12 protein-coding genes are annotated in these 12455 nt (G+C 40.4%); 2 read left to right on the top strand and 10 right to left on the bottom strand.

Features of this window, described 5'->3' with window-relative positions:
• Positions 1 to 15: 15 nt before the first annotated feature.
• Complete coding sequence (locus NYE33_RS13280; protein ID WP_341066049.1) at positions 16 to 777, bottom strand: SDR family NAD(P)-dependent oxidoreductase; 762 nt, start codon at positions 775 to 777, stop codon at positions 16 to 18.
• Positions 778 to 913: 136 nt separating this feature from the next.
• Between NYE33_RS13280 and NYE33_RS13275 the strand changes: the two genes are divergently transcribed.
• Positions 914 to 1462 carry a TetR/AcrR family transcriptional regulator gene (locus NYE33_RS13275; RefSeq protein WP_042139214.1) on the top strand — a complete coding sequence of 183 codons (549 nt, stop codon included), beginning with the start codon at positions 914 to 916 and terminating at the stop codon, positions 1460 to 1462.
• 47 nt (positions 1463 to 1509) lie between these two features.
• Here the strand turns inward: NYE33_RS13275 and NYE33_RS13270 are convergent, their stop codons facing one another.
• Positions 1510 to 2247: an SDR family NAD(P)-dependent oxidoreductase gene (locus tag NYE33_RS13270; protein ID WP_042139244.1), complete on the bottom strand. Its 738-nt coding sequence runs from the start codon at positions 2245 to 2247 to the stop codon at positions 1510 to 1512.
• 143 nt (positions 2248 to 2390) lie between these two features.
• Entirely contained in the window at positions 2391 to 2987 is a 597-nt protein-coding gene (locus NYE33_RS13265; RefSeq protein ID WP_042139245.1) for a TetR/AcrR family transcriptional regulator, read from the bottom strand.
• Positions 2988 to 3200: 213 nt separating this feature from the next.
• Between NYE33_RS13265 and NYE33_RS13260 the strand changes: the two genes are divergently transcribed.
• On the top strand, positions 3201 to 4682 hold the full coding sequence (locus tag NYE33_RS13260; protein ID WP_341066045.1) for a DHA2 family efflux MFS transporter permease subunit: 1482 nt from the start codon (positions 3201 to 3203) through the stop codon (positions 4680 to 4682).
• A 191-nt stretch (positions 4683 to 4873) separates the two neighbouring features.
• On the opposite strand, the gene ptsP is transcribed toward NYE33_RS13260, so the two are convergent.
• The 7 genes from ptsP to NYE33_RS13225 form a co-directional block, all read right to left on the bottom strand.
• Positions 4874 to 6610: a phosphoenolpyruvate--protein phosphotransferase gene (ptsP, locus tag NYE33_RS13255; protein ID WP_042139246.1), complete on the bottom strand. Its 1737-nt coding sequence runs from the start codon at positions 6608 to 6610 to the stop codon at positions 4874 to 4876.
• Entirely contained in the window at positions 6603 to 6878 is a 276-nt protein-coding gene (locus NYE33_RS13250) for an HPr family phosphocarrier protein (protein ID WP_042139247.1), read from the bottom strand. Before NYE33_RS13250 ends, ptsP begins: the two co-directional genes overlap by 8 nt.
• Before the next feature lie 49 nt (positions 6879 to 6927).
• Positions 6928 to 8352: a glycoside hydrolase family 1 protein gene (locus NYE33_RS13245; protein WP_042139248.1), complete on the bottom strand. Its 1425-nt coding sequence runs from the start codon at positions 8350 to 8352 to the stop codon at positions 6928 to 6930.
• Positions 8353 to 8375: 23 nt separating this feature from the next.
• The gene (locus NYE33_RS13240; RefSeq protein WP_042139249.1) at positions 8376 to 9674 is read right to left on the bottom strand and encodes a PTS sugar transporter subunit IIC; all 1299 of its coding nucleotides are present in this window, start codon (positions 9672 to 9674) and stop codon (positions 8376 to 8378) included.
• Between the two features lie 26 nt (positions 9675 to 9700).
• Positions 9701 to 10009 carry a PTS sugar transporter subunit IIB gene (locus tag NYE33_RS13235; protein ID WP_042139250.1) on the bottom strand — a complete coding sequence of 103 codons (309 nt, stop codon included), beginning with the start codon at positions 10007 to 10009 and terminating at the stop codon, positions 9701 to 9703.
• A 40-nt stretch (positions 10010 to 10049) separates the two neighbouring features.
• Positions 10050 to 10352, bottom strand: coding sequence for a PTS lactose/cellobiose transporter subunit IIA (locus NYE33_RS13230; protein WP_042139251.1), 303 nt, complete (start codon positions 10350 to 10352; stop codon positions 10050 to 10052).
• 164 nt (positions 10353 to 10516) lie between these two features.
• Positions 10517 to 12448 (bottom strand): BglG family transcription antiterminator, encoded by a 1932-nt coding sequence (locus tag NYE33_RS13225; RefSeq protein WP_052422032.1) that lies wholly within the window; start codon positions 12446 to 12448, stop codon positions 10517 to 10519.
• Positions 12449 to 12455 lie beyond the last annotated feature (7 nt).

Here is a 12455-nt window from a genome sequence, read left to right as displayed (position 1 = left end):
TTTTTTAGGCATAATTTAACAGCAAGCCATTCCACCATCAACTGCAAGGACAGCCCCATTTATTTGCTTAGCATCATCACTACAGAGGAACAGACAAGCCTTTGCAATGTCCTCTGGTTGTCCATAACTATTCACAGGGAAGCTTGCCACAATTTTGGATAATGCTTGTCCAGCAGGATGATATGCTCCTCCCGAATTCTTATGGATATTGGTGTTGGTTCCCCCAGGATTAATGATATTGCAGCGAATGCCTTCTTTTCCATACCCGACTGCTATACTTTTGGTCAATCCAGTGAGTCCGGCCTTTGCCGCTGTATAGCTAGGGCCATGGTTCCCTCTTTCGGAAGCGTAGGAGCCAATATTAACAATACTGCCCCCACCTGATTTAATCATAACAGGCACAGCTTTTCGGCAAATACGAAACGGTGCTTTTAGATCAATATCCATGACTCTGTCCCAACGTTCGTCATCCGTAGCATCCAGAGGATAGCTAAGATCATTGATGCCTGCAATATTACATACACAATCGAGTCTACCAAATTGTTGTTCGGCCTCACCAACCATTCGGTCTATATCTTCCAATTCTGTAACATCCCCAACTAGAGCAATTACATTCTCTGTGTTATCCCACTGTTTAATTGCTTCTTCGGAATAATCCACAGCCACAACCTTAGCCCCTTCTTCTACGAATAACTTAGTCGTGGCATACCCCATCCCGCTGCCGGCTCCTGTAATTAATACTACTTTTCCATTTAATTTACCCTGTACTGTTGACATCAGCTTCTCATCTCCCTGATTATTTTCGGTTTAGGCCTATACAGCATAACTTGCTAAATTAATTATCTAGCTTTACAATTACTCCATCAACCGTCAATAATCAAACATCTGTTGGAATAATGTTCAAGGAGGAAAGATGAACCGAAAAAATAATAAACGTTTTAAAGATACTGAACTATTAATTCAACAATCATTAATTGAATTACTTGAAGGCCGTGAACTCCGCCAAATTTCAGTTAAAGAACTCTGTGAAAAAGCAGGGATTAATCGCTCTACTTTCTATGCTCACTATTTAGATATTTTTGATCTTATGGAAAAAATTGATGTCAATATGAGTCAAAATCTCTTAGAGCAATTCGCAGGAATGGTGGAGCCACACAATTTCCTTTCAATTAGCAATTTAGAAGTTTTTTTTGAATTTATATATAGTAATCAAAAATTCTACCGCGATTTTGTGCACAATCAGCATACATACCCGATTCAAAAGGGGTTTGAGGCTTTGTGGCATGATGTAATGATTCCTCATTATGAATCCTTAGGAATAACCTCTGATGAAGAGATGATGTACCATTTTGTCTACTTTCAGGCAGGATTAACCACAGTCTTGAAACGCTGGCTCGATCAAGGGTGTGAGGAAAGCCCGAAGAAGCTTGCAGAGATTCTAAAACAAAATTTCCTCAAATAAGAAGCGCTGGATATCCAGCGCTTCTTATTTGAGTTATCACTATTTTTTTATAGAGCAGCGGTCCCCCCATCAATGACCAGCTCTGCTCCCGTAACAAATGAAGCCTCATCTGAAGCCAAATATACAACTCCATTAGCAATATCTTCTGGAGTTCCAAACCTAGCCAACGGTGTTTTTTGTTCAAACTCTTGTTTCATCTTGTCATGCTGGAGAATTGCCTCAGTCATAGGCGTAATAATTAGTCCCGGATATATAGAATTAACCCGAATATTATCTTTAGCATAATCAACCGCCGCGGCTCTGGAAACAGCACGGATACCTCCTTTAGCAGCAGCATATCCATTGAACCCGCCCCCTGTGATTCCAGCCAGTGAACAAATGTTGATAATTGAACCGCCGCCGTTTCCCTGCATAACAGGAATGAGATATTTCATTCCCATATAACTTCCACGCAAGTTAATCCTGGTCACCCGGTCCCACTCTTCCATTGAGTCACCTCTACTATTTATACCGGCGCTATTCACAAGTACATTAACAGTACCGAATTTGTCTACCGAATCCTCAATAACAGATAACCATTCACTTTCAGAGGCAACATTATGGCACTTATAAAACACTTCTCCATTAAATGATTGAATTTCTTCAGCAACGGCCTCCAGCTTCTCTAACTGAATGTCTGTCAGTACAACCTTAGCACCTTCTTTAGCCATTAATATGGCACATGCTCTCCCAATCCCGCTCCCAGCTCCTGTAACTAATGCAACCTTGCCTTCCATACGATTCATACTCATTTCTCTCCTTTGTAATTTAATGTGAATTCATGGTATCAATATTTTGTTCATAAATTAATTAGATCACGTTAAAGAAATATTAATTTTAAACAAAAGGGACCTTCTGCACTTATTTTTGCAGTAGGTCCCTTTTAGTACTATCTATGCGCTGCTAAATTCGTTTTATCATATGAATGCATTAGGTTAAATTGCTTAGCTAAATAAGCAGGAGAATATGGCATATCAGCTCTTAACCAAGCAATAATAATCCCGATTAGAGCAGCTGAAATATACCAGATCGCAAAACCCTTTTGAATTGTTGATTTATCAGTAAATGGACTACTTTCAAATCGTGCGCTAATTGTTTCTGTTAAAAACTCTTTTAATTTCTCCATAAACAGAGGTGTTCGCTTAGATGCAAGAATAACCTTATAAAATTTAGAATTAGCACCTATATGAGTAAACAACCCTAACACAAATGGCCAATCTCCATTCTCGTCTTCTTGCGGATGCTTCAATACATCTCGTATATCTTCAATCATTTCATCCGCAAACTTCTCAATCATATCTGGAATACTTTGATAATGTAAATAAAATGTAACGCGATTTATTGTTGCCCGTTCAGCAAGGACGTTTACTGTTATTTTATTTATCTCTCTTTCTTCTAATAGTTCAACAAACGCCTCTTTGATCAAATGACGAGTTCTTATAACTCTGGGATCAGTACGCAGATTTACAGGTTCCAATAAAATCATCCTTTCTAATAAAGTATTACCTCTACAAATGTATAGAATCTGTCTTATATTCTGCCGATTTTAAACAACAAAATTATCATCTGTAGTTTAATTTACAAAACTCAAAAATCGGTCGCTTGTAAATATTTGGTTCATAACTATAATCTAATTTATATACAGTTGATTATGCAACAAGTTGTTAATTAGATGAGATCTTAGAGAGGATGACTGAACGTGAATGATGCCCCAGACACAGTTATTAAGAAAGTCCCAATAATTTTCATTGCAATAATAGGTGCTTTCTTAGCTACTTTAAATCAAACTATAATGAGTGTCGCTGTCCCCGAATTAATCCACGATTTCAACATAACTGCAGCCACCGCTCAGTGGTTAACAACAGGTTATATGCTGGTAAACGGCGTATTGATTCCAATTACAGCATTTCTAATGAATCGCTTTTCCACTCGCCAGCTCTTTCAGGGGTCAATGATGATTTTTCTGGTGGGCACATTAATCTCGGCTCTCGCAGTTAATTTTCCGGCATTATTGATCGGGCGTTTGATTCAAGCTGCCGGTGCTGGAATACTTATGCCGTTTCTAACTAACGTTGTACTCATCCTTTTCCCTCCCGAGAAAAGAGGCTCCGCAATGGGCATTGTTGGATTAGCCGTAGTCTTTGCTCCAGCTATCGGTCCTGCATTTGCGGGGTACATGATTGAGAATTACTCTTGGCAGTCTATGTTTTATTGGATGTTGCCATTTACCGTTGTAGTTATTGTTTGTGCATTTATTTACCTTAAAAACGTATCAGAGCCTAAGGAAACTAAGCTGGATTCATTTAGTTTTATCTTATCAAGTGCTGGTTTTGGATTAGTCCTTTATGGATTCAGTCGTGCAGGAAGTATTGGCTGGTCCAGCATTGAGGTCATCATAACACTAATCTTAGGTTTTGTAGCCCTTACATTGTTTACTACTCGACAATTACATTCTAAAGATGCCTTTCTAGATCTGCGTGTTTTTAAATTCAATATGTTCACCCTCACAACGTTGATTAATGTAGCCGTTACAATGGTTATGTATGCCGATATGATGTTATTGCCATTATATCTTCAAAACGCTCGGGGGTTTACCGCTTTAGAATCCGGACTTCTTTTGCTTCCAGGTGCCTTAATTATGGGTTTACTCATGCCTGTATCTGGACGTTTATTCGATAAATTTGGAGCTAAGTGGCTCTGTATTATCGGAATGTTTATTATTATCCTTACAACCTTCGGATTTGTTAACTTAAAAGAATCTACGAGTTTTATCTACTTAATTCTATTTTCAACCGGTCGCCGGGTTGGTATAGCACTGCTTATGATGCCTGTTCAAACCGCTGGTCTCAATCAGCTTCCAAAACAGTTATACGCACATGGTACAGCTATCTCTAACACCGTCCGGCAAGTAGCTGGGGCAGTTGGCACCTCACTTCTCGTTACCGTCATGTCCAGTCGTTCAAAAAGTCACCTTAACGAATGGATGGCGTCCAGAACAGCGGTGGATGTTGATGGACAAAAACACATTCAACTAATGGCAACCATTGAAGGAATTAATGATGCATATGTTGTTATTGTAGCTATAGGCATATTAGGTCTTATACTTTCATTTTTTCTCAAAAAAGCTGCACAGCCTAAAGAAGAATCAGAAAATCGCAACCATCCTGCTGCAGTAAACTAAATTCCAATATACTCATATAAAGAATGCCACTGATTTAGTCCCTCGGCTGAATTGTGGCATTTCGAATTTTTAGTATGGTTTAAGCCTACCTAAATTTACTGAAATTGAATATGAGCACACACGTAAAAAGACGGCTTCTGTGTAGAAGCCGCAGTAATAGTAGTTGGAAAAAGGTCATCGGGGAAAACTAATTAACTGGAACAAAGACTGAAGTAACTTATCAAAAAATTCTTAACTAGCTCTGCAACGTCCTCTGCAGTGCTGAGCTGCAGTGCCTTGTCGGCCAACTCCTTCATCTCAGCAGCTGACAGTCTTGCAATTTGGTTGCGAGCAGGCAAAATTGAAGTCGCGCTCATGCTAAATTCGTCGAGTCCCAGACCTAGCAACAGTGGAATTGCTGTAGCGTCTCCGGCCATTTCGCCGCACATGCCTACCCATTTGCCTTGGGCATGAGCTGCATCGATGACGATTTTCACTAAACGCAATATTGCCGGGTTGTACGGTTGGTACAGGTACGATACCTGCTCATTCATGCGGTCTGCTGCCATCGTGTATTGGATCAGGTCGTTTGTGCCGATGCTGAAGAAATCTACATCTTTTGCGAACTGATCGGCTAGTATCGCTGTTGACGGAATCTCCACCATGATGCCGAGTTGGATATTACCACTAATTTCGTAGCCTTCCTCACGGAGTTTTGATCTCTCCTCAAACAGCAAGTCGCGTGCAACACGGAATTCTCTAAGTGTAGCGATCATCGGGAACATGATACGCAAATCTCCATGAACACTAGCTCTCAATAGAGCCCGCAACTGTGTACGGAAGATGTCCTGACGTTCCAGACAGAGCCGAATCGCCCGAAATCCGAGAAACGGATTCATTTCCTTTGGCAATTTCAAATAAGGTAGTTCCTTATCGCCGCCGATATCGAGCGTGCGCACAACGACTGGCTTTCCATTCATGTTTTCCAGTACTGTGCGATACGCATTGTACTGTATTTCTTCAGATGGTAGTTTATCACGGCCCATATACAAGAACTCTGTCCGGTACAGTCCGACTCCTTCGCCCCCGTTCTCTAGTACACCGACTACATCATTTGGTGTACCGATATTAGCGGCCAGTTCCACATGCTTGCCATCCTTCGAAATAGTCGGCTCCTCGCGAAGTTTTTTCCACTCCGCGATTTGCTCGTTATACGTTTCCTGTCTCTTCAAAAATTCAGTCACTTCAGCTTCACCAGGATTGATCAGGACTTCGCCACTTAAGCCATCTACAATCACTAAATCTCCCGATTTAACGGACGAAAGAACCGTTTTTGTGCCGACAACTGCCGGTATTTCCAGCGACCGAGCCATAATCGCCGAGTGTGAGGTGCGTCCGCCGATGTTAGTTGTAAAGCCCTTCACGTACTTGCGATTCAATTGAGCCGTATCTGAAGGCGTCAGATCCTCCGCAATGACAATGACTTCCTCATTGATTTCAGCCGGACTCACATAGTCGATGCCCAACAAGTGATTTAACACTCGCTTCGTGACATCGCGCATGTCGGCTGCGCGTTCCTGCAGATAGGCGCTCTTCATGCTCTCAAACATCGTAATGAACTGTGTGGCCACTTCTTGTAAGGCATAATCCGCATTAATGGCCTCTTCGCGAATTTTATCCTTTACGGGGTTAATCAGCTCTGGATCTTCTAAAATAAGCAGATGAGATTCGAAAATCTCTGCCTTTTTTTCACCGAGCTCAGTCAATGTTCTTTGTTTGATATGCTGGAGCTCACTCTTCGATTTTTTGAGAGCGACCTTCAGCTTAGCAATTTCAGCGTTTGCATCACTTACGGATGTTTTTGTGATCGTGTAGTCTGGATGCTCCAGGATAAATGCGCGGGCCACGGCGATGCCGGCGGAAGCCGCGATTCCTGTGAGTCTATTCATGGACTTCGCCCAGCCCTTCTTTAACCATCACTTCTTGAAGGGCGCTGAGTGCTGCCGATGCATTCCCACCTTCAGTATGCAATGTTACTTTGTCTCCGGGTTCAAGCCCAAGCGACAATACGCCGAGAATAGACTTCAGTGTTACCTTTTTATCCTTAACTTCAGCAAATACTTCTGTCTCTTTAAACTTCACAGCAGTATTAACCAAGGCAGTCGCTGGGCGCGCATGAATTCCATCTTCATCGATAATAGTAAATGTTTGTTGCATATGATTTCTCCACCTTTTACTATCTATTTTTCTACTATCTGCAGAAAAATTAGTTATTCTCCAGATCCTCGCCATTTGTAGCAATTACTTTCTTATACCAATAAAACGACTTTTTCGGAGTTCTCTGCAGTGTGCCTGTTCCATCGTTGTTCCGATCAACGTAAATAAATCCATACCGTTTTTTCATTTCACCGGAAGAGCAGCTCACTAAGTCAATACAGCCCCACGCCGTATAACCAATCAGCTCAACGCCATCCTTTATGGCTTCTTTCATAGCTTCAATGTGCTTTTGCAGATATTGAATACGGTGATCATCATTAATAACACCATCTACAACCGTATCAGATGCCCCTAGTCCATTCTCTGCAATAAATAGCGGCTTTTGATAGCGATCATAAAGTTGATTCAAATAGATTCTCAAACCAATCGGGTCAATTTGCCATCCCCATTCACTTGCCTCTAGAAACGGATTGCCTTCACCTTCCGAGAAGTTTCCTGTCAGCTTACGATCTTTAGTTTCTGTACTTATTACATTGGTCAAATAGAAACTAAATGCCATGTAATCACATGGGTATTTTTTGATCGTTTCTAAATCGCCATCTTCCATTTGAATGTGTACGTTGTTTTCTGCGAAATATCTTTGCATATACGAAGGATACTCTCCTCGCATCTGTACATCGGAAAAGAACAACAGTCTCCGGTTATTCTCCATATTTTTGAGAACATCAGCAGGGTTACATGTTTTAGCGTAAGAAGGTACCCCGCCGAGCATCATACCGATCTTTGCATCAGGAATGATTTCGTGACATGCTTTAACAGCCAAGCTGCTTGCTACAAATTGATGGTGTGCTGCTTGATAAACCTTTTGTAGAAACTCCGGATCATCGCGCTTGACTGGCATCCCTACGCCCAAATACGGGAGCATTTTCAGCACATTAATTTCGTTGAAGGTCATCCAGTATTTCACTTTATCTTTGTAGCGATTGAATACAGTCTTGGAATAGTTTTCGAAAAATTGAATTAACTTACGGTTAATCCAGCCTCCATAACTGTGCAACAAATTTAAAGGCATTTCATAGTGAGACAAGGTAATTACCGGCTGAATACCATAACTTAGCAGTTCATCAAACAAATCATCGTAAAATTGCAATCCTTTTTCGTTAGGTGTTTCGTCATCCCCATTAGGAAAAATTCTCGACCATGCGATACTCGTACGAAGTGCCTTAAAGCCCATTTCTGCAAAGAGCTTTACATCCTCTTTATACCGGTGATAGAAATCGATAGCTTCATGGCTTGGGTAGTATACGCCATCTTTGATTTCAGTTTGAATATTAAATAACCGTTCCCGGAAATCTCCACATACAAGTGTATCCGCAGTGCTTGGACCTTTTCCGTCTACGTTATACGCACCTTCGGTTTGATTTGCAGCAATAGCTCCGCCCCATAGAAAATCTTTCGGAAAACCTTGAATCATTACAACTTCCTCCTCAATTCGTATTATATTGGTAAAGCACCTGGTTCCTGAGCCACCAGTTCCTCTTGTTGTTCTTCTTTAAGTGCATCTTTATCAATTCTTCTGAAAAACGGATAGTAACAAGCGATCCATACCAAGACTAAGCAACCTTGAAACACAGCGAGCTTCCAACCCCCTTGTAGAAGTCCTCTTACTACAATTGGTGTTCCACTTGGAACCGAGGCACCCGACATTCTCGGGAGAACCCCCATTACTGTAAGCACATATCCAATTAACAATGAAATTACTGGAGTAAACACTTGAGGAATTAACATTTTAAAGTTCATTACAATTGGTGTACCGAAAATAAGTGGTTCTGTAATTTGAAAGGCACTCGGTAACACTGCCATTCTTCCCAGCGTCTTGTACCTTTTGCTTTTTGCAAATAGCATACAAATCGCAAGACCAAGGCCCCCACCGGCAAAAGTACAAAGCTGATAAAAAGCAACCCCTGTAATATTCGGTAACGGTTGGCCTGCATTTAAAGCAGCCAAATTGGCAAGGTCAGCAGCATGCCAAGTTACACCTACAATAGGAATTACTACCATTCCGCCATGCACACCAAGCATCCATAGTGATTGGGCAATGATTGTAGCGATGATGACAGCCCAAATATTTGTTCCCAATCCTTGCAGAGGAACTTGAAGAATCGAATAAATAGCTTGATGCAATGAGCCATAAGACGTATGTGTGAATATTACACCGATAATAGCAAAGAAAAGTGTGATCAGAAGCCCTGGAATGATTCCGGCAAAACTGTTGGCAACAACCGGAGGAACCGATTCAGGCAATTTAATGGTCCAGCCTCTTTTTTTGATAAACACAAACATTACTGAAGCCAAATACCCCACAATCAAAGCGCAAAACAATCCCTGACCACCTAACCATTGTGTGGGTAAAGCATACGCTGTACCACGTTCTGTAGCAGTTGCAGTAAATGGTGTAATGATCAGAAATGATGTGAATCCGATTATCCCCGCGGCCAAACTATCTTGTTCTTTTTGTTTAGCATAAGAATAAGCCATACCAAAAACAGTGTATAAAGCTACCAGGTTTGTTGTACATAATACGATTAAATTTAGAACATCCTTGATATTTGTTGATACAAGAAAATCCTGATAAGCTGTGATTTGTAAACTCATCAGAATTGAAGCTATTGATCCAATCATGATGACCGGGAAAGATGCCATCATACCGCCCATTAATGATTTCACAAAAATACTGTTTGAAATTTTCCCGATAACTGGATTAATTGTTTCTATAAATTTATCTAACTTGCTCATGCCTTATCCCCCCAACATAGTTCGCTTTATTTGTTAGCTAACAAATCTTTGGCAAACTTCAGTACTTTTTCCCCGTTCATCATTCCGTAATCAACCGTATTAATTACAGCCACCTTGATTCCGCGAGGTTCATATTCGTTCTTCAATTTACCGAGAGAATAACCGATTTGCGGACCAAGTAATAAAACTTCCGTATCATTAGCGTATTTAGAGAAATCAGTCTCAGAAACAGCCCGGATGGTAAGAGGCTCACCCGCTTTTTCAGCTGCTGCTTTAATTTTCTGTACCAGAATACTAGTCGACATTCCTGCTGCGCAAACCAAGGTAACCTTCATTTTGTAATCCCCTTTATGTTTTTTGAGTTAATAAACTACACTAAAGCTCGCCATAAAGATCAACGAATTCTCCAGCTAAATCCAGTATGGTTAGCGCATTCATTAAATGGTCTTGCGCATGAATCAGCAATACATTAATCTCAAGTTTGTTTCCAGCAGCCTCCTCCTGAATGAACATGGTTTGGATCTTGTGGGCTTTCTGAGAAGATGATTTGGCTTCAGCCAACAACTCCTTAGCCTTATCGAAATCCTTTTTTTTGGCCCATTGAATCGCTTCCATTGATTTGCTGCGCGCTTCACCAGAATTAGCGATCAGCATCATGACTTTTTCCAATTCATCCATTTCACTCTACTCCTTTAATTATCTAAATCAGATCTTCTTGCTGCGTCTTCGTTATCATTATATTAATGAGATTAACTTTTTTAAACTTATTGTTTTTCCATTTGCAAACGAAATCATTGCATCAATGAAAAAACCACCATTCTTTCTGGCGGTTTCATCGGAATTCATATATTGCTATGGATGAATTTGTAAAACTCATCATAACTTCCATAATTAATAATCTGCTGCACATAAGAAGAATCATCAGTGAATTTAACGAGTACATTGTACATAGCTGAAAGATCGCTAGTGCTTCCATCTTCTGCTATACAAAGCATAATCACACACTGAACAGGCTTCCCTTCCCAAAGCACTGGTTTCCGGAGAGTACACACCGCCCATACCGTTTGTTCTGTTTGCGGAATTAAAGGATGCGGTATCGCTATTAAATTGCCGTAAGCCGTTGAAGTGAACTTCTCTCTTTGTAGCACAAAATCGTATAGATTGCCTTTAGCTATTCCCTTTTCAATTAACTGATTACAGAGAAATCGAATTACATCTTCACGTGAGTCAAACTCCCTTGATAAAAACACCAAATCCTTGCGTAAAAATTCCAAATCCGACTTTGGAGCACCGCAAATTGCATTCTCAATCTTTTTTAATTCCTCAATCCCCAACAGCGGATTAACTATTACTACCGGCACAGGTATATCTAACTCGATAGGTACTGTACTTATAACAAAATCTATATTTGAAAAATCTGCTTTGTCTAACTTGTAATAGCCCATTGTCTCTGTGACTTCTATGCGCCCTGCAAATTGAGCACGCAGCCTATAATAAAGCAGCTGTGCGCTTCCCATTCCTGACCCGCACACCACTATGCATCTTCTTATAGGCTCTATTTGTTTTCTGCGTTCCATTGCTGCACCGATATGCAGAGCTAAATATCCGATTTCATTATCGCTAACTTCAAATCCGGTTTTTTCTTTCAATACCGTTCTCGCAATAACTCCTGCCTGAAACGGAAGTGGCAATCGTGTCTTTATAGATTCGAGCATTGGATTTCTTAGACTCATTCCATAACGAATACGATTCAATGCCGGCTTAAGATGTAGATACAACCCTTTGACCAGTTCTTCATCTTCGCCAATACCCAACATTAATTTGCTATCTACCGTTTTAATAATATCTAATGTATATTGGTAAACCTCCTGGTTTAAGTGTAACAATGAGTCGTTATCTTTAGCGGCTGATAGCATTTTGGTACCCATAAGATGGAGCATTATATAGTCTGTTTCTGATTGCGGAAAAGTCACTTTCATAATGTCACTTAATTCTTTGGTAATGCCTTGCGCTATTTGATATTCTGCACTCTGTTCATTGATTTCAATATCTCCTGGCATTGAATCAATGTGATGGTTTAGTAAAACTCTGTTGTAGGATATAGCTATATGAATAACAAGATCGTTTATTCCCACATCGGAAAGCTCTATGTTATGGCTACTCGTATGCTTTATCACTATGTTCCTAATAGTTGTAAGTTCGCTATCAGGAATGGGTACAATCCTTTTGTCCATGTATATTGAATTTTTCGAATCATGCGCAAATAAATATTCGGATATGGCAAATCGCAAATTCATTTCGCTTCCAATTACCTTCAATCCATAATAAGGTTTGGCATCAATAATAATATTGTAAGGTTCAAGCAATTTCTTCAATTCTTTAAGGTCATTCTGTAAAGTTGATTTGCTCACAAACATGTACTCCGCAAGCTCATCCGACTTTATATAATGATCCATGGTGAGAAGAAAACGAATCAGTTCCCTTACCCGTTCCTCTGAGTTCTCGTACTTTAAATGCTCCGTATGGATATGGTGATTTCTTGACAACCATGCTCGAAAATTGGATTCGTTTTCAATCTTTAATATGTAACCCACACTGTGAGCCGAATTAACAATGGCTCCGTTTGTTTTTAAAATATGGTTAATAGCATCCATATCATTTTTCACTGTTCTAGCAGTGACTGCTAGTTTGTCGGCCAGCTGCTTACCTGTGACGGATTTATCGGAAGCAAGCAGTTGTTTGATAATTTCCATTTGCCGTACCGTTAAATCCATAAAGAAG

The sequence above is a fragment of the Paenibacillus sp. FSL R10-2199 genome, from assembly GCF_038000235.1.
Taxonomy (GTDB): Bacteria; Bacillota; Bacilli; order Paenibacillales; family Paenibacillaceae; genus Paenibacillus_AQ; species Paenibacillus_AQ phytohabitans.
The sequence above is the reverse complement of the archived record's forward strand: the minus strand, read 5'-3'. Positions and strand labels throughout refer to the sequence as shown.